6 protein-coding genes are annotated in these 23,083 nt (G+C 65.3%); 3 read left to right on the top strand and 3 right to left on the bottom strand.

Annotation, left to right across the window (positions count from 1 at the left end):
• Positions 1 to 136 precede the first annotated feature (136 nt).
• Positions 137 to 544: a DUF2177 family protein gene (locus tag RPB_RS11305; RefSeq protein WP_011441143.1), complete on the top strand. Its 408-nt coding sequence runs from the start codon at positions 137 to 139 to the stop codon at positions 542 to 544.
• 14 nt (positions 545 to 558) lie between these two features.
• Here RPB_RS11305 and RPB_RS11300 read toward each other — a convergent pair whose 3' ends face one another.
• Positions 559 to 2,571, bottom strand: coding sequence for a methyl-accepting chemotaxis protein (locus RPB_RS11300; protein WP_011441142.1), 2,013 nt, complete (start codon positions 2,569 to 2,571; stop codon positions 559 to 561).
• A 185-nt stretch (positions 2,572 to 2,756) separates the two neighbouring features.
• Positions 2,757 to 3,923 (bottom strand): S1C family serine protease, encoded by a 1,167-nt coding sequence (locus tag RPB_RS11295; RefSeq protein ID WP_011441141.1) that lies wholly within the window; start codon positions 3,921 to 3,923, stop codon positions 2,757 to 2,759.
• Between the two features lie 230 nt (positions 3,924 to 4,153).
• Between RPB_RS11295 and RPB_RS11290 the strand changes: the two genes are divergently transcribed.
• Both RPB_RS11290 and RPB_RS11285 read left to right on the top strand, forming a co-directional pair.
• Positions 4,154 to 4,825, top strand: a complete 672-nt coding sequence (locus RPB_RS11290) for a site-2 protease family protein (protein ID WP_011441140.1) — start codon at positions 4,154 to 4,156, stop codon at positions 4,823 to 4,825.
• A gap of 192 nt (positions 4,826 to 5,017) precedes the next feature.
• Positions 5,018 to 5,428, top strand: coding sequence for a hypothetical protein (locus RPB_RS11285; RefSeq protein ID WP_157038811.1), 411 nt, complete (start codon positions 5,018 to 5,020; stop codon positions 5,426 to 5,428).
• An 87-nt stretch (positions 5,429 to 5,515) separates the two neighbouring features.
• On the opposite strand, the gene RPB_RS11280 is transcribed toward RPB_RS11285, so the two are convergent.
• Complete coding sequence (locus tag RPB_RS11280; protein WP_080507775.1) at positions 5,516 to 22,798, bottom strand: tandem-95 repeat protein; 17,283 nt, start codon at positions 22,796 to 22,798, stop codon at positions 5,516 to 5,518.
• Between the last annotated feature and the right edge of the window lie 285 nt (positions 22,799 to 23,083).

Genomic DNA, 23,083 nt, shown 5'->3' with positions numbered 1-23,083 from the left:
TCCTTGGTGAACGATCGCGGTTTTGTCGACAATGACCGCCACGACTGTTCGTTCCGGCTGTCAGACGCCCCCGGTTTCCCTGGGGAACCGAGCCGCACCACCGCCGTTGAGCCCGGAACCTTCACCGGAGATCGATATGAAGCGCTACGCGGTCGTCTACCTCGCCACTCTCGTCGTGCTGTTGCCGCTGGATTTTCTGTTTCTCGGCAGCGTCGGCAAGAAGATGTTCGAGCAGCACATTGGCGACCTGATGTTGAGCAGCCCTCGCGTCGCTCCGGCGATCGCGTTCTATCTGCTCTTCGCCGCCGGGATCGTCATCTTCGTCAACGGCGCCGCGCCCGGCGACTGGCAGCACAACGCGCTCTACGGCGCGCTGTTCGGCCTGGTCTGCTACGCGACCTACGAACTCACCAACATGGCCATCCTGCGGCAATGGGACTGGTCGATGGTGTTCACCGATATCGCCTGGGGCGCAACGCTCACCGCGCTCGCAGGCGCGCTGGGCGGCCTGCTCGCGCAGTGGACGCTGTCCAAGGTGGGATGACGGCGCGCGGCGCCCTAGGCGGCGCGTACCGTTCCGAGGAACCGCTCGACTTCGAGCTTGAGACGGTTGCTGTCGCCGGAGAGCGATTGTGCGGCGTGCAGCACCTGGGACGACGCGGCGCCGGTCTCGGTCGCGCCGCGCTGCACGTCGGTGATGTTCGCCGACACTTGCTGCGTGCCGTAGGCGGCCTGCTGGACGTTGCGTGAGATCTCCTGAGTCGCGGCGCCCTGCTCCTCGACCGCCGAAGCGATCGTCGACGAGATCTCCGACATTCGCCCGATCGTTCCGCCGATCTCCTTGATGGCGGCGACCGACTGCTCGGTCGCGGACTGGATGCCGTTGATCTGCTGGCTGATCTCGCCGGTCGCCTTGGCGGTCTGCTCGGCGAGCGCTTTCACCTCGCTGGCGACGACGGCGAAGCCGCGGCCGGCCTCGCCGGCACGCGCCGCCTCGATGGTAGCGTTGAGCGCCAGCAGATTGGTCTGCCCGGCGATGGTGTTGATCAGTTCGACAACGTCGCCGATCCGTGCAGCGGCCTGAGCCAGCTCTTCGACCCGGTCGTTGGTCAATCGGGCCTGATCCACCGCCTCCTGGGCGATCCGCGCCGACTCCTGCACCTGGCGGCTGATCTCATTGACCGAAGAACTCATTTCCTCGGTCGCCGACGCCACCGACTGAACGTTGGTCGAGGCCTCTTCCGATGCCGACGCCACCGTGGTGGCGAGCGACTGCGACCGCTCCGCGGTCGTGGTCAACGACGTGGCGGACGCTTCCAATTCTTCCGAGGCCGCGGACACCGTGTCCACGATCTCGCCGATCGCGCCTTCGAATTCGTCGGCGAGCCGGATCATGTCCTGCTTGCGCTTCTGGGCGAGCTCGCGGTCGAGCTCGGCCTTGGCCGCGACTTCGTCGCGGGCTTTCTGTTCCGCGTTGGCCTGGATCACGCCCACGGTCTTGCCGATGTCGCCGATCTCGTCGCCGCGTTCCGCGCCGACGATCTTCACGTCAAGCCGTCCCGCCGCGATCTCGCCGAGCGCGCCGTTCAACCGCGTCAAGGGCCGGGCCACGCCGAGGAACGAGAACAATGCGGAGCCGATCAGCACCAGAATGATCGCAGCGCCGAAAGCGAGATTGAGCCGCCCCGACCAGCCGATCTCCGCAGCCGTCCGCGCCTTGGCTTCCGCCACCGATTGTTGCGACTTCTCCACCGCCCCGCGCAGCATCTTTGCGGCTTTGTTGGCGATCGGAACAGTCCGGTCGCGACTGATGCTGTTCTTCAACGTATCGGCAGCAAATGCTTCGCTCGTCGTCTTGGCATAGGTCGCGAGCAGGCCCTCGAGGTCGCGCAGCGCAGCCTTGGAACCGGCGTCCGTCGCCTGCTCGGCGGCGCGCTTCAGACTCTCGGCTGATTCCGAAATCTTCCCGTCCATCTTGGCCTTGTAGTCTTTCTCGTCGACGACGAAGTACTTCCAGCCGATCGAGCGGATGGCGGCGAAATCCCCGTCCGCCTCGCGCAGATTTCCGAGCGCCGCACCGGGGCCGAGCACCGGTTTCAGCGCCGCGACCTTCTTGTCCCACTCGGTGGCCAATGACGCACGTTTGAGGTTGAGATCAAGGCCTCGGCGATGCTGCTCGGCCTGCTCGCCGGCTCCGGCGGCATATTCGATGTTCATCTTCTTGAGTTCGGTGAACATGTCCTTGTCGCCCGGCAGAATCGCGAGCGAGATGGCGGCATCCAGCAGCTTGACCTGGGAATCCCGGGCCTCATTGAATTGGCTCGTGCGCTGATCGAGTTCCTTGAGCGATCGCGAGAGCCGCACGCCGCGCACGGCGAGCTGCATGTTGCGCATTTCCGACTCGGCGATCAGCGCCTTCTCCGAAACCTGCGCCTCAACATCGGCGATCCGCGTCGCCTCCTTCACCTTCGATTCGGTGATGGACTGGTTGACCACCATGCCGATCGCGAGAGAAATACCGATCAGGCCGGCGATTCCGAGTTTGTTTCCGATTCGATTGAGCTTGAGCATTGCGACCATCCTTTGATGTCGCAAAAGATAGAGCGGCGCTCTAAGTAGCTCGTTAACGCTGGAACTGGTAGGACTACGGATAGCCGAAAGTTCAGGGCCCCGAAGCCGTTCGAACTACTCACATTCTGCACCCTTCGCTCGCGCCGAGCAGCTTCCTCGATGCGACCGAGCGCCGGCGACCGGGGCTAGCTGCGCCGCAATCGGGCAATATCGGTGACCTCGACGTTGATGGTCCGGGCGCGGCCGTCGCGAATCACCTGCAGCTTGACCTCGTTGCCGATGCCGACGCGTTCGAGCGTCGCGGCGAGATCCGACATGCTGTGGATCTCCTGGCCGTTGGCACCGACGATGACGTCCTCGACCATGCCGGTCTCGCTGGCGCCGGTGAGCCCCGCGCGTGCCGCCGGGGAGCCCGGCAGCGTACGCACGACGACGACGCCGTCGATGCCGAGGCGGGCGGCCTCGTTCTCGTCGGCGGCGATGATGCCGATGCCGGGCACCGGCACGGTGCCGGTCTTGATCAGCGCGGTGGCGATCCGATTGACGGAATCGACCGGGATCGCGAAGCCGATTCCGGCCGAAGCGCCCGATCCGGAAATGATTGCGGTGTTCAAGCCGATCAAGCGGCCGGCGCTGTCGAGCAAGGGGCCGCCCGAATTGCCGGGATTGATCGCCGCATCGGTCTGGATCACGCCACTGACTTCATGGGCAGCCGCGGTCGGTAGCCGCCGCTGCAGCGCGCTGACGATGCCGGTGGTCAGCGTCTGCTCCAGACCATAGGGGCTGCCGATGGCGAACGCCGACTGCCCGACCTGCAGGTCCGACGAACTGCCGATCGCAATCGGGCGCAGCTCGGCGCGCGGTCGCTCGAGCTGCAGCACCGCGAGGTCGTAGTTCGGCGCGGTGCCGACCACGCGCGCGGTGACGAACTCGCCGGTCGACAGCCGCGCGCCCAGTGCAGTTGCGCCCTGGATGACGTGGTTGTTGGTGATGACGTGGCCCGCGGCGTCCCAGATCACACCGGAGCCGGACTGCACCCCGCCCTCCTGTTGCTGCTCGAACAGCGACGGCGAGCGCCGGCTCGACTGGGCAAAGACGTGCACCACCGACGGCGACACCCGTTTGAACAGCTCGATGGTCGCGGTCTCCGCCGGGGCCAGATCACCCCGGGCGGTGACGGTCCGGGGCCCGGACACCGAGAACCACAACGACGAGAGATAAGGCTGCGCGACCCAGGCCGTTGCCAGCAACAACAGCCAGATCACGGCGGCTCGGAGCAGCAGGTCAGTGCGCTGCGCCCGGCGGATCTGCGGATCGGGCGGAGGCCTGGTCGGCGGGACGGATGGGGGCATCGTTCGGTCCTTGCATCTCATCGGAACGCAGATCGGGTTCCGACGAGTTCCGCTGCATAATGCCCGGCGATGTCCGGGGGTTCCACCCCGGTGACGGACAGCCGCCGAACCAACATGAATTCGCGGCCATGATGCGCTCCGCGGCGCGCGCGGCGGTGGCGCGGGTCGGATCAAGGTCCTATATCGGGAACCAGCAACGGCGGATGGCGCCGGCGCCATCAGGACGATCGATGTCGGACCCTCTTTCCACCATGATGCTGGTGATCTCGGTGTGGGCGCTGCCGCTCGTGATCGCGATCACCTTTCACGAGGCGGCGCACGCTTACGTGGCGCGGGCCTGCGGCGACAACACCGCATGGATGCTCGGCCGCGTCACGCTCAATCCGATCAAGCATATCGATCCGTTCGGGACGGTGCTGCTGCCACTGCTGCTGCTGGCGATCCAGTCGCCGTTCCTGTTCGGCTACGCCAAGCCGGTGCCGGTGAATTTTCGGGGATTGCGCAACCCGCGGCGCGACATGATCCTGGTGGCAGCGGCCGGCCCCGCGATCAATCTCGCGCTGGCGCTGATCGCCGCGATCGCCATCCGCCTGATCGACCTGCCCGGGGAGACCGGCGAATGGCTGATGCGCAATCTCGCCAATGCGCTGCTGATCAACGTCGTGCTGGCGATCTTCAACCTGATCCCGATCCCGCCCCTCGACGGCGGCCGGATCGCCGTCGGCCTGCTACCGCGCGTGCTGGGACGGCCGCTGGCGCGTCTCGAGCCGTACGGCATGCTGATCCTGATCGGGCTGGTCTTTCTGATGCCGCTCGCCGGCCTCGGCGGCGCGACGCAATGGATCGCGCAATCCAGCCGCTACGTCGTCGAGGCGATCCTGCGGCTGACCGGCAACGCTTGAGGTACGCGAGTCCGCCGATCCGCGCCGAACGTTGAACCTCTTCTGCGCGACCACCTCAGGATCGTTGAAGTCGTCAACGGACTACGGCAAGGTGCCGCCGGCAGCGACCACAGCGAGCGACCGATGCGGGCGACGATCGACGGACCGAGAACCAGGCGCAAGGGCACGATCGCTGCACTGGCCGCATGCGCAATGACGGCCACACTGACTGCGGCCGCCGCCCAGTCGCCGGCGCCCTCCCCGGCTCCACCGTCCACCGCCACGGTCGAGCGCAACGCCCGCGCCGCCGCCGGCAAACCGGTCCGCGTCGGGGTCTATGTCAACGTCCAGCCGGACTGCAGCTCCGGCCCGCTGCCCTCGATCCGGCTGGTCAGCCCGCCCGGCAACGGCACGGTGCAGATCAAGCGCGGCAAGATCAGTGCCACCAACTACAAGCAATGCCTGGCGCTTGAGGTGCCGGGCTTCGTCGCGTTCTACCAGAGCAAGGCCGACTTCGCCGGCACCGACACCGTGACGCTGGAAGTCAAATTCCCGCAGGGCCGCATCGAACTGCAGCGCATCACCGTGACGGTCGGCGTCGGACCGGGCGGGCAGAAGATCTGAGCCACTGACGACGACGCAGACAACGATGCACCGAAATGAAAAGACCCGCCGGCGATCACCGGCGGGTCTTTGACTTTTTGCCGAGGCTCAGGCCGCGACGGTCAGCGTGTGAGTGGTGTTCTCGAACTGCGCCAGCACGGTGTTGCCTGCCGTGTGGTAGCCCTGCAGCAACGCGACATCCGCCCAGTTCTGGCCGCCGGTCGCACCGTCGACGTCGACCTGGACCTTCACGTCGTTGCCCTCATTCACCAGCCTAACGAAACTGGCATCGACGTTGTTGCCGGGGCCATACGCCGCATCGAGCAGAGCCGACAGATCGAGCGTGTCGCCCTCGGCGCTGCTGTAGTCGAGGATAGTATCGAAATTGGACGATCCCGTATTGGACAATTCGAAAGTGTCGGCCCCCGCGCCGCCACGCAACGTGTCGTTGCCCGAGCCGCCGGCTAGCAAGTCGTTTCCACCGCCGCCGATCAGCAGATCGCTTCCTTCGCCACCGGACAAGAAGTCGTCATGCCCGCCCCCGAAAATCAGGTCCCTGGCGCTGCCGCCGGTGATGGCGTTGGCGCTGCCGTCCTCGCCTGCGATGAAGTTGTCCGATGAAGTGAACGACAGATCGACGGTGCGCGCACCACCGCTCGAATTCGGATCGTCGGTCCGCACGGTGTAGATCGATGTGCCGAGGTCATAGCCGTCGACCGAGCCGCCATCGAACGAGATCCTTTCGATCGCCTTGCCGCCGAAATGATCGACCACGGTGATCTGCTGGCCGTTGTATTGGATCACCAGACTGCCGGACGACGTCCCGTTGTTGTTGTCGTAAGCCGAGAGGCCCGACAACGCCGCGCCGTTGGTGTCGATGAAGATCGCGTCGGCAATTCCGCTGCTGTCGGTGATCGTGTCGGTGCCGTCCTGGATGCCGAACGCAAACACGTCGTTGCCGGTGCTGGCGCTGAGCGTGTCGTTGCCCTTGCCGCCAACGATCAGATTGTTGCCTCCGCCGCCGTTGAGCGTATCGGCCAGATCGCCGCCGAAGATCAGGTCCGCACCCGAGCCACCGGTGATCTTGTTGGCCGCTTCGATTTCGCCGGCAATGAAGTTATTGCCGGTCGAGACGCTGACGGTGCGGAAGCCGTCCGCGTCGGTCGCCGGATCCGAGCCGTTGAAGGTGTAATCACCCAGCGTATAGCCGTACACGGTGCCATTGTCGAAGTTGATGGTGTTCACCGCATAGCCGGTGCCGTCGTACTGGGCTTCGACATCGACCGACTGACCATTGAACTGGATCATCAGATGGCCGGTCCCTGCCGCGGAACTGGTGTCGTGGGCATTGAGCCCCGTCAGGTCGGCGCCGTTGGTCTTGATGACGATCCTGTCGCCGGTTCCGCCGGCATCGAAAATCGTGTCGTTGCCGTCGGCGAGGCTGAACAGATAGGTGTCGTCGTTCAAGCCGCCTTCGAGCCGGTCATTGCCAAGTCCCCCGATCAGCAGGTCGTTGCCGGCATTGCCGTACAGCGTGTCGTGGCCGCCATTGCCGAACATGAGATCGGTGTTGACGCCACCATAGATACTGTCGCTGGCCTCGGTGCCGGCAATGATCCTCGACCCGGACAGACCCGTGTTGTCGAGGCTTTGCGCAAGAGTATAGAGCCCCGCAATGGCGACGCCCCCGTAGCTTGCATTGCTCTGGAACAGGAAGTTCTCGAACTGGTTTGTGCCGACATATTGATTAAGGACGGTGGCGTAGCCGTTGCTGCCGTAGCTCGCCCATCCGATCTCGAGGTTGTTGTCGCTGCGCAGGAAGCTCAGCGACGTCAGCGTCGCAAAATTGGAGTTCGGGATTCGCAATGTGTCGCTACCGCCAGCGTCACTATAGGAATAAACACCAGCATTCTGCACCACGTCAACGAGACTGTCGTAGTTGGGTGACGTGAAGTCCCCCTGGTTCGCGTTGCCGAACCCAATGGTGATCGTCCTCTCGGTGGCGTCGCTGGTGCCGGTGCTGTCCATCACCTCGAAGCCGAAGCTGACACTGCCGACATTGGTGAAAACATTGTCCACGGGCGCGAAGTTCAGCATGCCGGCGGCGATGTCGGCCGCCGAGATGAACTGACCGACTGTGACCGCGACGTTGCCGTAGAGCAACTGACCCAGCCCGGCGTTGGCCGACAGCGACGTGATCGTCACGCCGCTCATCGCATCGCCGTCGTCGTCGACGTAGCCGAAGTCGGCCAGCATCAGCACGCGGGTGACGTCTTCACTGACCGTCAGCGAGGCGTTCGTGCCAGTGGGCACGTCGTTGACGCCCTGCACGTTCACGGTGACGGTCGCGGTCGAGGTGCCGCCGTTGCCGTCGTCGATCGTGTAGGTGAAGGTATCGGTCGTGGCTTCGCCCGCAGCGAGATGCTGCAACGTCGTCGAACCGGACGCATTGTAGGTGATCAGTCCTGTCAGCGCGTCATAGCTGACCGCCGCGCCCTTGGCGCTGGTCGACGACACCGACGCGATCGCCGCCGGCGCGTTGCTGTCGTTGCTCAGCAACCAGCTCTGCGAGAACGAGAACGGCGCGTCCTCGGTGATCGCGGCGTAGGTTGTGCCTCCGCCGCCCGCTTCCGCGGTATAGCCGATCGTATTGGAACTGCCGCTCAAAGAGACGTCGTTCCAGAAGTGACTGAGATCGGTCGCCAGGTAGTCCTCTTCAAACCCGCCCGGCGAAGTCCCGCTCGGTCCGGAGCCGCTCCAGTCCGTATAGGCGCCGTTGACGGCAAGACCGCCCATGTACAGCACCTGCCCCGCTTCCGGACCGGTCGCCCAGACCCAAGTGCCGTCTGTGGCCGCATCGGACGCGCCGAGATAGCTGCGGTTGCCGGAACCGACAAGGGAGTCGATCAGGCCGTCCTCGCCCGCGCTGGTGACGGTCGCGAGATAGGACTGACCTGCGATCATCGAAGCAGCGGACGAAACCGCCGCATCCCACGACGTCGAGGTGCCGACGAATTTGTAGATGTGGCCGTTATCGGACAGCCAGGTCCAGCCTGTCGGTACCAAGGAAATTGTGTCGCCCTGCGCGACCGCAGTCGAAGAGGCAGGCGTCACGTCGATGGTGGTGGTGGCGACGTCGGACCACGCAGAGCCGTCACTCACGGTGACGGTGACGGTGCGGTCGACGCCGCTCGCGCCGGTGCTGGAGAACGTCACCGACTCGATCGCACTCCCATAGGCAGCAAGCGACGCCGATCCGCCGAGGGTGACGGTGATCTTGCCGGCCACCGATGTGTCCACTGTGTGCGTGACGATGCCGAGGCCATCGAGCAGCGCCGTATTCAGATTGAGCGCGTCGCCGGCCTGCGCGTTGGTCAGGACGATCATCGCCGACGCCATCGTCGTGGTGTCGACGTCGCCCAGGTGCGAATCCACGTCCGCGATCGCTTTCGCTACGCCACCGATCGTGTAGCTGGCCTGATAGTCGCTACCGGTTTCGCCCGAACTGTCGTTACCGTCGAGGTCGAGCGCCGGCTTGTCGTTGACCGGCGTGACGGTCAGCGTGAATCCTTCCGACGCAGCATACTCGCCGTCCGAAGCGTAGACCTTGACATCGATCGAGCCGACGAAGTCCTGCGGCGGCGTCCCACTGAACGTGCCCGTGGCTGGATCGAAGCTGAGCCAGGCCGGTAACGCGCTGTTGTCGCTCAGCACCGCCTCGTAGGTCAGCGGATTCGACGTGCCGTCGAGCCGACCATCGGCGTCCGCGAATGTGTTCGCCGGGATGGTGAAGCCGAACGGCTGGTCCTCGGCCGAGGTCTGGTCGGCAAGCGCGGTCTGTAGCGTCGGCGCGTCGTTGTTGCCGAGGATCTGCACGGTGACGGTTTGAGCGGTGCCGTCCTGGGTATAGACCGTGAAGCTGTCGGTCAAGGTGGCCTGGTTTTCCTTCAGCGCCTGGATCGCCGGCAGCGCGTCGTTGAGACTGTAGGTCCACTGGCCGTCCGCCGTGATCTGGTACCAGCCATAGCCGTTGTCGCTTCCGGTGACGGATACTAACTGCCACAGATCGTTGCCGGCACCGCTGTCTGGATCGACGGAGTTGAGGTCCCCGCGCGCGACGCCGTTGAGCGGATCGCTCTGACTGTTGGCAATACCGCCCAACTCCCGGATGGTCCCGGCCGTGTCGCCGCTGATCATCGTCGGATCATCGACGCCGGTGACGTTCACCACCACCGTGTCGGTCGCCGACGAGAACGCCGTGCTGCCGCCGTTCGTGGTGGTGTTGGCATAGCTGCCAGGCGTGCCCGCGGACTGATCCCAGGCGCGGATCGTCAGCCCATTGCTGACAGTGCCGTCGAAGCCGGCAGCCGGCTGGAAATAGACGTAGTAGTCGCCATACAATAGCAGCGCGTGGCTGTCCGACAGGCTGGCTGCGTTGATCTGCGACCAGTTAATGCCGTCCATCGACCACGACCAGGTTCCGTTCGCCGCGTTGGCGCCGGTGATGGCGATGCCCACGATATATCCATCGTCGGTAACATTGCCGATCCCGGCCGTCCCGGCGAAGCCGACCAGCGACGAGACCTGCACCTTCCCGGCGAAGCTCGGAGCTCCGGCGTCCTCGGCCAGCGTGATCGCCGGCGCTTTCGAGACGTCAAGTACAGGCGCATCGTTGACGCCGGTGACGCGGACCATCATCTGCGCGGTCGAGACATCGGTCCCGTCGCCATGCAGCGTGTAGCTGATCGGGATGACCAGCGACGAACCGCTGCCGAGCTTCTGCCAATCCGCGCCGAGCAGTTCGACCCTGATCTTGTTGTCGGGGTCGACCGTCACGCGAAGATCGCTGTCGGTGATGCCGATATAGTTGGTCGGGATGGTGACCGCGGTAATGGTGATATTGTTCGGCGCGCCTGCGTCGGGATCGAGCGTATCATTGCCGATCGCATTGAAGGTCGCCCAAATGGTGTCTTCAGTGATCGTGTAGCCCGGCGCGCTTCCGGACGGGTTGTCGATCACCGCCACCGGCAGGTCGTTGACCGGCGTGACGTCGATCGTCATCGTCTTGGGCGTGTCGTCGACATTGTCGCCGATGTAGTAGCTGCCGGAACCAAAGTCGCCGTTGACCAGCAGGTTAGCCCCGTAGACACCGGGACTGACAACCTGGCTGAGCGAGACGTTGTCCAGCGCGAAGGTGCTGTTTGCGGTGAATACGACGCTCAGGCTGTTTCCATCTTCTCCGACTGGGACCGCCGTCGTCGTGTCGTAGCTCACGGTCGGATTCGCGGCGTTGAAGTTGTGGGTGAAGTGCCCGATCAGCGTCGTACCTGCGTAGACGTCGATCGTGATCGTCCCTGCGCCGTATCCGACGTATTGCAGATGATCGAACGTCAGGTGATAGGTCGCACCCGTCGTGGCGATCGCGTTGGGCTGCCCGGACGCGTCCGTCCTGATCGTGCTGCCCGTCACACTCTCTGCGAAGGCAACCGCGGTTTGATTGGGTGAGAGGCCCGGCGCCTGTGTCGCGGTTCCCCATCCGTAGTTGGTGCCCGAGGTGCCGGTCCAACCAGACGCGAGTTGGAACTCGAGTCGTACGCCCTGCCCCGACACTGAGCCGTCGTCCTGCACCCGGAAGGTGAACGACGCGTAGTCGTCGCCGGCGCCGTTCGCGGCCGGCGTATACACCAGATGGCCGGCATTGATGTCGGCGATCGACACCATCGATCCGGCCGTCACCGCGACGCCGTGATTGGTCAGCGTGCCTGCCATGGGCAGCGTCGAGATCACCACGCCGGTGAAGTTGTTCGCCGGACTGTCGAGCGGATCGGTGAAGCCGAATTCCGCCGCCGTGAAAACGTGGGCGCCGTCTTCGGTCGCGGTCACCGTGTTGCTGGTGCCGACCGGCGCATCGGCCACCGGCGTCACCGTGAACGAGGCATGACCGACGTTGGACTTGAAGTCGTCGACGCCGGCGGTCTGGCCGTTGTCCTGAACGGTGTAGTCGAACGACGCGGTGCCGTTGAAATTGGCGGCCGGCGTGAACAGGATGTTGGTGCCGCTGATCGTCGCGGTGCCGCCGACGACGTTCGACAGCGCCGTGATGGTCAGGCTCTGACCGGATTCATTGGCCGGGCCCGCGGAGTCGTTACCGAGCAGCGAGGCGAAGCTGATGATCCGGACGCCGCTGTCCTCCTTGACCGACGACAGCGCGTCGGCCCCCGCGACCGGGACGTCGTTGGCCGGGGTCACGACGACATTGATCGACTGGACCTCGGTTCGGACGTCGGTGTGGGTCTGGCCATCCGACAATACGGCGCTGTCGGTGACGGTGGCACTGACCTGGACGGTGAACGCGCCGTTGTAGTTCGACGGCGGGGTCAGGCTGAGCGTGGACAGAGTCCAGCCGGTGACGACGATCGCGGCACCGGTCGACAGCGCCGAATGGCCTTGTCCGTCGGTCAGCACGAAGCCGCTCGGCACGCCGCCGAGGGAGACGGTCATGGTCTCCGAGCCGTCGAGATCGGCCAGTGCCGCGCCGACCGCCAGGTCGATCGCGCCTTCTTCCGCCGTGGTCGGATTCGTGCTGCTGATCGACAGCACCGGCGCATCCGCTTTCGGCGCGACGTCGACCGTGACGTGCGCCGTGGCGCTGCCGCCGTTGCCGTCGCTGACGGTGTAGTCGAAACCGGCGACTCCGGAGAAATTCGCGTCCGGGGTGAAGATCGGATTGCCGTTGTTCAGCGACACCGTGCCGTGCGTCGCGTTCGCGACGCCGGTCACAGTCAACGTGTTTCCGTCGATGTCGCTGTCGTTGTCGAGCAGGCGGAGCAGCGAGTCGATGGTCAGCGGCGCGTCTTCGGACGCCATGATCGTGTCGTCCTGCGCGACCGGCGCCGTATTGAACAGCGCGGGCAGCAGCCGCGTGCCGTCGGTGAAGACGAAGCTTTCGTAGTTGGTGAAGGTGCTGGTGACGCCGTTGTAGGTGACATCGACGCCGATCAGCGTCACGCCGTCCAGAGCGAACACCTTGGCGTAGGTCGCTTCGTTGTAGTCGAAGCCGAATTGCACGCGGTCGGCGTCGGCGCCGCCGTCCGAGACGACGCGGATGTCGCCGGCATAGCCGGACAGATCGACTACGTCGTTGCCGTCACCGCCGTCGATGTGCAGCGTCGACGTGGCGAGCCCGGTGCCGAGCAGAGCCCCGGTGACACTGAACGTGTCGCCGCCGCCGCCGCCATTGACCACCCACTCCTCGACCGCGGTGGTGGCGACCTCGTAGTTGGCGCCGTCCGCCAACTCGACGGTGGCGCCGATGTTGGCCGCGACATGGCTGATGCCGCCGAGGCTGACGGCGTTGATGTTGAACGTCTCGGCGCCGCCGGTGCCGACGATGATCTGGGTGTCGGTGTCCGATCCGCCCTCGACGGTGTCGACGCCGCCGCTGCCGACGTTGTAGATGATCGTATCGTTGCCGGCGCCGCCCTGGATGGTGTTCGAGCCGCCGCCGCCGATCAGGGTGTCGTTGCCGCCGTTGCCGAACAGCTTGTTGTCGCCCACCCCGCCGACCAGGATGTCGTCGGCGCTGCCGCCATCGGCCATCGTGATGGAGCCGAGACGATCCAGTCCGACCACCCGGTCGGTCACGGAAGCCCGGTCGGTGACGCTGTGCGCGGCCACGGTCTGGCCATCGACGGTCTGTGAGGTCTCGCTCATGTTGACGAACACCGCCGAGTCCGGCGCGGTGTAACCGGTCGAGACCACCCCCGCAGCGTCGACGATGACGCTGAAACTATTGGTGAAGTCATCATCGCCGTCGGCGTCCTCGATCCGGAAGCCGAAATTGAGCGTGAGCTGCTGCGTGCTGCCGGTGGCGCTCGGATGGTCGAGCGGTTGCAGCAGGGTGAAGTTGTACGAGCCGGTGCCGGAGTCGGACAGCGTCACGGTGAACACCGCGGCGTCGGAGGCATTGGCGAGGTCGCTGCCGAGCGAGACGCCGGTTTCGCTGATGTAATCGGTGCCGTTGAAACGATACGCCGTCAGCGTGGCGCCGTCGGCCGAAAGGACGTAGCTCAAGCCGACGCCGAGCGAGGTCAGCGAGACGGCGTTGCCGTCCTGGGTCTTGACGGTGAGCGGCCCGGCCGAGACGAACGTGACCGACGCACCGGCGCTGTCGCCATCAGCGCCGAAATCGATCTCGATATCGACATTGCCGGTTGAAACGCTGCCCGCCGCCTCCTCGATGGTCTTTGCGTCGACGTCCTTCGATTGCGGCGCCCAGTCTTCGAGGGTCACCGTGAACGATTGCGTCACCGCATCGCCGTCGCCGTCGTGGCCGGTGGCGCCGAAGGTCAGCGTCAGTGTGTCGTCGTAGGTCCCGGTATGATCGAGCGCCTGGTACAACACGAATTGGTAGGACGGGTTGCCGGCGGCGATCAGATTGACGGTGAAGACCGGGTTGTCGGGCGTGTCGCCGTCCTTGTAGGCGATCAACTTCTCATCGAGCGGATTGGTGCTGCCGTCGGCCGAAACGATGGCGTATTTCAGCGCGACTCCGCCCGAGGTCAGCGCCAGCACGTTGCCGAGGTCGTCGGTGACCGTCGTGCTGGTGAAGGTGAGATGAACGTTGCGGTCGTCGGCGTTCCAATCGATCGCGAGGTTCCCGAACGTGCTCGGATGGGGTCCGTCGAGATAGCGCTCATCGACCGCGCCTTCCTCGGCGTTGGCCGTGACCAGCGGCACGTCGTCGACGACGTCGACGGTGAATGAGCCGCTGGTGGCGTCGCCGTCGCTGTCGGTCGCGGTGAAGCCGAAGTTCAGCGGCAGCGTGTTGGCGCCGGCGCCGCTGGCATGGTCGAGATTGTCGTACAGCGTGAAGCTGTAGGAGCCGCTGCCGCTGTCCGACAGCGAGACCGAGAATATGCGCGCCGAGTTCGACGGCGACGTGCCGAGATCGGCACCGGCGCCATTCAGGAAGTGCCCGTTCTCGTAGCGATAGGCGGTCAGGGTCTGGCCGTCCGACGACAGCAGATAAACCAGATCGAAGCCGTTGGAGGTGACGCCGGTCGGCACTGCATTCGCCAGCGACGCGGCGAAGGCGACGGAGCGGTCGTGCGCGCCCGCGCCCGCGGTCGGATTGGCGTCGTCCGCACCCCAGGAAATATTCAACGAGACGTTGGACAGACTCTGGGCCTGGAACACGTTGGAGAAGCCCGAGGCGGTCGTTTCCGTCACCGACTGGTTGGCGATCACCGCGACCGTCGGAACGTCGTCGCTGATCGTCGTCCGGATGATGCCGGTGACGACATCGCCGTCACCGTCGCTGAAGGCCACCGTGGCGTCGACCCGGATGCCGTCGATCTGCGAACCATCCTGCACGGCGATGTGGTCGATCACCCCGTAAAGCGTCGTCGTCGCGCTCGCATCGGTGTCGGTGAGCTTGATCTCGATAATCGTTTCGTCGGGGTTGCCGCCGTTATCCGCCGACGCGACGTAGCCGCGGATGGTGTTGGCGTCGACCTTGACGAAGGTGATCGCCCGCCCCTCGGATGTCAGCAGCGGCTCGCGGTGCGCCCCCGTCGACACGTCGAAGCTGACATTGCCGGCCAGCCCCGGCCCGATATCGAGCCTGATCGCGCCGGTGAAGGCCGTCGCGCCGTAGCCGTCGGCGCCGAATTGCACCGCGAAGCTGTGACTATCGACATCCGGACCGCCGCCGAGCTGCGACTCATGGACGTCGTTATAGCGATAGACCTGCGCCAGCGTCGGGGTGTCGTCGTTGACCTCGACGGTCAGCGAACCGGCGGCAACGTCGTTGTCGCCGTCGGTCACTGTGTAGTTGAACGTCAGCGTCAGCGTCTCTTCGGTCGCGCCGGAGGTCGGATGCGCCAGCGGCTTGAGCACCGTGAAGGTGTAGGACCCGTCGGCGTTGATCGTCAGCGTCGCCGCATCGCCGTGGACCCCGGATGCGATCCAGGTGGTCGCGCCACTGACGACGGTCGGATTGCCCCAGGTGACTTGTTCGGTCTGCGAGACGCCGTTGCCGTCGGTGTAGATCGCGCTGAAGGCCGTGGTCGCTCCCAGCACCACGCTCTTGAGGCCGTCGGCGCCGATCGTGAACAGTGCGCTGGCCGCGCCGCTCACGGTCGTTGCATCGAGAACGTCTCCGGCGCCACCGGCATTGCCGGCGAACGCGTCGTCGTCCAGAACGGTGGAGGCCGTGATGGCGCCGGTCGAGACCGGCGCGTCGTCGTGAATGGTCGTCCGAATGATGCCGGTGACGACATCGCCGTCACCGTCGCTGAAGGCCACGGTGGCGTCGACCCGGATGCCCTCGATCTGCGACCCGTCCTGCACGGCGATGTGGTCGATCACCCCGTAAAGGGTCGTGGTCGCGCTGGCATCGGTGTCGGTGAGCTTGATCTCGATGATCGTTTCGTCGGCATTGCCGCCATTGTCCGCCGACGCGACATAGCCGCGGATGGTGTTGGCGTCGACCTTGACGAAGGTGATCGCCCGCCCCTCTGACGTCAGCAGCGGCTCGCGGTGCGCCCCCGCGGACAGGTCGAAGCTGACATTGCCGGCGAGCCCCGGCCCGATATCGAGCTTGATCGCCCCGGTGAAAGCAGTCGCGCCGTAGCCGTCGGCGCCGAACTGCACCGCGAAGTTGTGACCGTCGACATCGGGGCCGCCGCTGAGCTGGGCCTCGTAGACGTCGTTGTAGCGATAGGTCTGCGTCAGCGTCGGTGTATCGTCGGCGACGTTCACCGTCACCGTCTGGTCGACCGTGTCCCCATCGCCGTCCACGCCGCGCACCTCGAACGTCACCGGCAGCGTCGTGCCGTTGACGCCGGTGTGATCGAGATTCTGGTAAAGCGTGAATACGTAGGTCGGGTTCGATGGCGAATTCAAAGCGATGATGAAGACAGCGTTGCTATCGATCTGCGCGTCGCCGGTCTTGTAGGCGATCAGTTCCTGATCGAAGCCATTGCTGGCGGCGCGGACGACATAGACGAGCGGCACCCCATCCGACGTCAGACCCGGCGTGATCACCGGATTGCCGCCGGAGGTGACGAATTCAAGGTGGCGGCCGCCGAAATCGTCGGCGTTCCAGTCGATGTTCAGCGCGCCGGTTGTGAGCGACAGACCGCCATCCAGCGCAACTTCCGTCACAGCGCCGAGATCCGGTGCGCCGGTCGCGACCGGCACGTCGTCAGTCACCGCGACCGTGAACGAACCACTGGTGGCGTCGCCGTCGCTGTCGGTCGCGGTGAAGCCGAAATTCAGCGGCAGCGTATTGGCGCCTGCGCCGCTGGCGTGGTCGAGGTTGTCGTACAGCGTGAAGCTGTAGGAACCGCTGCCGCTATCGGACAGCGAGACCGAGAACACCCGCGCGCCGGTCGACGGCGCGGAGCCGAGATCACCGCCGGCGCCGTTGAGATAATGGCCGTTCTCGTAGCGATACGCGGTCAGGGTCTGACCGTCCGCCGACAGCAGATAGACCAGATCGAAACCGTTCGAGGTGACGCCAGCCGGCACCGCATTCGCCAGCGACGCGGCGAAGGCGATCGAACGGTCGCCCGCGCCCGCGCCCGCGGTCGGGTTCGCATCATCCGCGCCCCAGGAAATGTTCAGCGAAACTTCGGACAGACTCTGGGCCTGGAACGCGTTGGAGAAGCCCGAGGCGGTCAGTTCGGTGACCGTCCGGGTGGCAATGGCGCCGATGGTCGCGGTATCGTCATCGACATTGATGCTCAGCGTGCCGGTTGCGACGTCGCCGTCGCCATCGGTGACGCGGTACTGGAACGAGATCTCGACATTGTCCTCGATGCCGGGCGTGTTGTGCCTCACCGCTGCCAGCGGGGTGATCTGATAGGCGCCGGTCGCCGTGTCGGTGATGGTGGCCTGGAACACGCCGACATAGGTGCCGTCCTGCAACTGCGTGATCGTCATCGTCTTGCTGTCGGGCGACAGCGTGAACCAGAAGCCGAACGGCAGGGTGAGTCCGTTGGGCGCCCAGAGCACCGACGCGGTGCCGTCGGCACCGCCGCTATGCGACAGCACGCCAGTCAGCACGGTGGCTTCGACATCGTCGCCGACGCCGCCGGCATTGCCGCCCGGCAAGGCGTCGTCGTCGAGCTGGATCAGCGCATTGGCACCGACCGTCGGGGTATCGTCGTCGACATTGACGCTGATCGTGCCGGTCTTGATGTCACCGTCGCCATCGGTGACGATATAGGAGACGGTGAACTGGACGTTGTCCTCGTAGCCCGGCATCGTGCCTTGCGGGTGATCGATCGGCGCCACCTGCGCGACCGAGTAGGCGCCCGTCGTCGTATTGGTGATCGTCATGGTCAGGACCGGCACATAGCCGTTGCCCTGATCCTGCGTGATCGTCATCACCGTGCCGTCCGCTGAGACCTCGAACCAGAAGCCAGAGGGCAGCGTCAAACCGGCGGTCGACCACAGCACCGATGCGGTGCCGTCGGCGCCGCCATTGTGCACCAGCGTGCCGGTCTTAGCGATCGCGTCTGCATCATCGCCATTGCCGCCGGGGTTGCCACCGAGAGTGTCGTCATCCAGCCGCACCGTGGTGTTCGGGCCCACCGTCGGCTCATCGTCCCGGATGGTGACGGTGAAGCTGCTGGTTGCGGTGTCGCCGTCGCCGTCGGTCGCCTGGAAGCCGAAGGTCAGCGGCAGGCTGTCGTCGTTCGGGCCGGACGACGGATGATCGATATTGTCGAACAGGGTGAAGGTGTAGCGACCGTCGCCGCTGTCGGAGAGTTGGACGGTGAACACGACGCGACTGTCGGCGGTGACCGCGGTCAGCGTGGTGCCATCGGCGGAGATCGAATAGCTGATCGGCGAGCCGTCCGAGGTCAGCCCGGTCGCGCCGGCTGCGGTGGTGAACGCCACCGAGCGGTTGCTGATCGCACCGGAATTGTTGTCGTCGGCGCCCCAGGAGATGTCCAGGTCGCCGGTCTGCACCGTCGAAGTCGGATAGTCGGGGTGCGTGGTGTCGTAATTCGTGGTCGGTAGATCGACTTCGCGCACGGTCTCGTCGTCCGGCCGGCCGATCACCGGCGCATCGTCGACGATCTTGACCGTGAAGCTGCTGGTGACGGTGTCGCCGTCCGAATCCGTGGCGGCGAATCCGAAGGTGAGCGGCAACGCATCTTCGCCCTGCACCGCGCCGGGATGGTCGATGGTGTCGATCAGCGTGAACGCATAGGAGCCGTTGCCGGAATCCGACAGCCCGACGATGAACACCACGTTGGCGGCGATCGCCGCGCCGGTGCTCCACGGCACCGCCGATGGCGGGGTATCGCCGGTGTAGGCCACCAGCACCTCGGCGCCGTTGAGGGTGAAGACCTTGTAGTGGATCGTCTCGCCGCGCGAGGTCAGCAGCTGTGCTTGGAGATCCGCGATGCCGGCGGCGGTGAATGACACCGTGCGATCGCCGGGCTGGCCGTTGTTGTCGTTGGCGTTGTCCGCGCCCCACGCGATCGCCAGCGTGCCGCCGGTGGTTTCGGTGGTGGCGTCAACGAAATACGGGATGCCGAAGAAGCTGCCCCAATAATCGCCGTCGGCCGCGCCCGAGGTGTCCTCGTTGCCCGGACCGACCACGATCCACTGCTCTTCCTCGACCACGCCACCCTGGAACGGCGTGCCGATCACCGGGGCGTCGTCGACGATGCTGACGGTGAAGCTGTTCGACGCGGTGTCGCCGTCGGAATCGGTCGCGGTGTAGTTGAAGGTCAGCGCCAGCGTGTTCTCGCCGTTGCCCGCCGCATGGTCGAGCGGCTTCACCAGCGTGAAGCTGTAAGCGCCGCTGTCGGCGTCCGACAGCGTGGCGAAGAACACCACGTTGCTCGCGCTCGTAGAGGTCGGTGCCGTCGGGCCGGTGTAGCCGACCAAAGTGCCGTCCCACAAAACCGTAGTGTGAACCGCGACGCCGCGGGACGTCAGAGTCGTGCCCTGATAGGCGCCCGAGACCGCGACATTGGCGTTGCTGAACGCCACCGAGCGGTCGCCCGGCTGGCCGTCGCCGTCGTTGGCGCTGTCCGCGCCCCAGGCGATGTTGAGCGAAACGTTGCTCACCGATGCGCCGAGATTGGGGGCTTCGGTCTCGTTGTTGCCGCCGGCCAGCGATTCGTCCTCGACCCGCGACGCCGTGCCGGTGTTCGCCACCGGGCTGTCGTCGACGACGTTGACGGTGAAGCTGCTGCGGGCGATGTCGCCGTCGCCGTCGCGCGCCGTGAAGGTGAAGGTGAAGGACAGCGCGTCTTCCTGCGACGCGCTGCTGCCGCTGACCGGGTGATCGAGCACGCCGCTGAGATTGAACAGGTAGGCGCCGCCGGAGCCCTGGTCCGACAGAGTGACCGTGAAAACGGTCTGATTGCCCGCGGTCGCGGTCAGCACCGTGCCGTTAGCCGACAGCGTGTAGACCAGCGCCTGGCCACCCGACGTCAAATCGGCGAGATTGATCGCGCCATTGCCGCCGCTGACGCCGATGAACTGCGCCGCGACCGCCGCGCTGATCACGCCGTCCGCGACGTAGGCGCCGGCGCTGCCGCCGAACACGATCGAGCGGTCGCCCGCGACCTGCGTGCCGGCGTAGCCGTTGCTGCCGCCGACGTTGGAATCGTCGCCGCCCCAGAAAATGTTGAGCGGGCCGCCGGCCGACGCGGTCGTGACATCGGCGAAGCCGAACAGCGTGAAATCGCCGTCGCCAGTTCCGCGGGTGTCCTCGTTGCCGCCCGCGAGTTGCTCCTCTTCGACCGTGCGGGTGAGAATCGTCCCGACCGCGACCGGCGAATCGTCGATCACCTTGACGCTGAACGATGCCGGCGCGGTGGTGTCGCCATCGCTGTCGGTCGCGGTGAACTGGAACTGCAGTGCCAGCGACTCCTCGCCCTGCACCTCGCCCGGATGGTCGATCGTGTCGATCAGCGTGAACTGATACGAGCCCGAACCAGAGTCCGACAGGCTGACGGTGAACACCACATTTGCGGCGATCGCCGCATTGGTGTTGGACGGGACCGACGTCGGTTCGGTGCTGCCGGTATAGGCGACCAACACCTGGCCGCCATTCACAGTGAAGACCTTGTAGTGGATGTCCTGGCCGCGCGAGGTCAGCTGCTGCGCCTCGAGCGCGGCGATACCTTCTACGGTAAAGGCGACCGCGCGATCGCCGGGCTGGCCGTTGCCGTCATTGGCGTCGTCGGCGCCCCAGGCGATCGCCAGCGTGCCGCCGGTCGACTGCGTGGTGCGGTCGTTGAGGACGATCGGAACCCCGACCACCGTGATGCCGCCGTCGGCATCTCCGGCGCCGCCGAAATCCTCGTTGCCGGCGCCGACGACGATCGGCTGTTCTTCCTCGACCACGCCGTCCTGATAGGGCGTGCCGACGACCGGGACGTCGTCGACGACGCTGACGGTGAAGCTGTTCGACGAGCTGTCGCCGTCCGAATCGGTGGCGGTGTAGTTGAAGGTCAGCGACAGCGTGTTTTCGTCGCTGCCCGCCGCATGATCCAGCGGCTTCACCAGCGTGAAGCTGTATTCGCCGTTGTTGATGTCCGACAACGACGCGAACAGCACCACATTGGCCGCGCCGGTGGAGGTCGGCACGGATTCCCCCGTGTAGCCGACCAGTTCGCCGGTCGACAAAACCGTGAACCGTACCACCTGTCCGAGCGACGTCAGCGTCTCACCATAAGCACCGGACACGGTGACGTCGGCGTCGGTGAAGGCGACGGAGCGGTCGCCGGGCTGCCCGGCATTGCTGTTGGCGTCGTCGGAATTCCAGTCGATGTTGAGCGACACGCCGCTCACCGCGGCGAGCAGCCCGTCACCTTCGTTGTTGCCGCCCGGCAGTGACTCGTCCTCGACGGTCGACGCGGTGCCCGGATTCGCCACGGGCGTGTCGTCGGTGATGTCGACGATGAAGCTCGAGGCCACCGGATCGCCGTCGGCGTCGGTCGCGACCACCGCGAAGGTCAGCGGCTGGGTCGCGCCATTGGCGCCGACATGGTCGAGATTGTCGAGCAGCGTGAAGGTGTAGCTGCCGCTATCGGTGTCGGACAGCGCCACCGTGAATACGGCTCGGCCGCCGGCCGCGCTAGCGACGATCGAGGTGCCGTCGGCCGACAGCGCGTAGCTGATCGCTTCGCCGTTCGAGGTCAGGCCGAGCGATGCGAGCGCGGCGAGTGTCGAGTCGGCGAATACCAGCGACCGATCGCCGAGCGCCACCGCACCGCTCGAACCACCGTCGATGCTACTGTTGCCGCTGTCGGCACCCCAGCCGATGCCGAGAGACGCGGTCACGGCGCTGGAAACGAACGTATTGCCCTCTCCGGTCTGCTCGACGAGCGTGGTCGACGCCACGGTCGACGCCACCGGCGAATCGTCATTGACGCCAATCACGATCGACAGCGGCGCGGAGTCTCCGCTGCCGTCGGTGGCGATGACGGCGATCGTCAGGTTGAGCGTGTCTTCGGTTCCGCCGATCGGATGATCGAGCGGACGCAGCAGCGTGACGGTGTAGCTGCCCTGGATCGTCGAGTTGACGTCGAGCGAGACGATGAACACTTGGTTGGCCGTGACCGACGGATCGCTGCCGGTGTAGCCGATCAGCACCGGTTGACCGTCGATGGTGGTGAACTGCAGGTTCACCGCCTGCCCGCCCGAGGTCAGCCCGGCCAGGCCGGGCTGCGCCGCCGCAAAGGCCAGGCTGCGGCCGATGACGTCGGTGCCGAAGTCGATATTGAGCGAGCCGGTGAAGCTGGTCAGCGTGCCGCCGGTGTCGCCGAGACCGCCGGGCTGGCCTTCGAACAGACCGTCTTCATTGAGGATGATGGTGTCGGCCCCACCCGGAATCGGCGTCGACGTCGCGGTCTGCTGATTGGCGACGGCCTGCGTCCCGGCGGCTTCCGCGCCGAGCAGATCCAGCGGCGTCCCGCCCGACAGCGCATCGATCGTGAACGAGCCGAAATTGGCACCGGACGGCGACGACGGCGCGCCGGGCGTGCCCGCCGCCGGCAACACTGATTGATCGGTCGTAATCGGAAACAGCTCGGCAAACGCAGTGCCGTTCAGCACGCGGTCCAGGCCCATATCGAACGACACTTCCGGCAGCGGCGCGCCGGTGTTGCTGAACACCGGATCGATCGAGACCGTCGACTGGTTGTCGAACAGGATGATCAGTCGATCGCCGATGCGAACGAACGTCAGTTTCTCGCTCGAAATGGCGCTGAAGTCGATCTTGGTTGCACCGTCGAGATGGACGGTCACGGCCTGCCCGCTCTGGGGCTTTGCAAGCTTCAATGGCTTGGAGATGGCCGATGAATCCGGAGACGAGCCAGACAGCTGTGCCAGCAGGACGGGAGCATTCATAGACCACAACCTCCATCGACGAGCCACATTCGTGGCGGCTCGCTCATGAGGTTAAAATAGTCTTAAAGCCTGTAATTGGTCAATAATTGCCGCTTCTTTTCATCTAGTTTTAGCGAAATTGGTTAAGTGCAGAAAAGTTTAAGAGCGTTGAGGGAGCCGGCTCCTCATCATGTATACTTAAGGTTCCGCAGTCATCCAGATCGATAGACTAGTATTCAATCCGATCTTGCCGCGCATAGACCAGAAAACTGCGGGTTTATACGAGGGGTAAATACTTTGGAGATC

The sequence above is a fragment of the Rhodopseudomonas palustris HaA2 genome (assembly GCF_000013365.1).
GTDB classification, from domain to species: Bacteria; Pseudomonadota; Alphaproteobacteria; order Rhizobiales; family Xanthobacteraceae; genus Rhodopseudomonas; species Rhodopseudomonas palustris_J.
The sequence above is the reverse complement of the archived record's forward strand: the minus strand, read 5'-3'. Positions and strand labels throughout refer to the sequence as shown.